Source organism: Candidatus Paracaedibacter symbiosus (genome assembly GCF_000757605.1).
Taxonomy (GTDB): Bacteria; Pseudomonadota; Alphaproteobacteria; order Paracaedibacterales; family Paracaedibacteraceae; genus Paracaedibacter_A; species Paracaedibacter_A symbiosus.
On sequence record NZ_JQAK01000024.1, the window covers coordinates 1,989 to 2,741 of the forward strand.

Sequence of the window (753 nt, forward strand, 5' to 3'; positions counted from 1 at the left end):
TGCTGGGGCAGAACGTCAACGCCTACCGCGGGCCCATGGCCGGGCACGAGGGAGAAGACGGCGAAGTCGCCGACCTGGGCCTGCTGATCCGCACCATCGCCCAGATCGAGGGCGTGGGCCGGATCCGCTTCACCACCTCGCATCCGCTGGAGTTCTCCGACTCGCTGGTGGAGGCCTACCGCGACGTGCCGCAGCTGGCCGACTTCCTGCACCTGCCGGTGCAGGCCGGCAGCGACCGGGTGCTGGCCGCGATGAAGCGCGGCTATACCGCACTGGAGTTCAAGTCCAGGATCCGCAAGCTGCGCGCGGTGCGGCCGGGCATCTCGATCTCCTCGGACTTCATCGTCGGCTTCCCCGGCGAGACCGACGCGGATTTCGACAAGACCATGCAGCTGATCGAGGACGTGGGCTTCGACCAGAGCTTCTCGTTCATCTACTCGCGCCGCCCGGGCACCCCGGCGGCCGACCTGGAAGACACCCTGAGCGACGCCGACAAGCACGCCCGCCTGGAGCGGCTGCAGGCGGCGATCAACGCCAACGCCGCGCGCATTTCCGAGGCGATGGTCGGCAGCGTGCAGACCGTGCTGGTGGAAGGGCCGTCGCGCAGGAATCCCGACGAGCTGACCGGCAAGACCGAGAACATGCGCTCGGTGAACTTCCCCGCGCCGGCGCGCCTGGTCGGGCAGTTCGTCGACGTGGTGATCACCGAGGCGCTGACCAACTCGCTGCGCGGACGGGTGGTGGCCGCCGGCA

1 protein-coding gene is annotated in these 753 nt (G+C 69.2%); it reads left to right on the forward strand.

Translation table 11 applies throughout. The annotated features are described in order from the left end of the window. The coding region (locus IG80_RS14475; RefSeq protein ID WP_156962229.1) for a MiaB/RimO family radical SAM methylthiotransferase at window positions 1-753 on the forward strand (753 nt) is incomplete at both ends.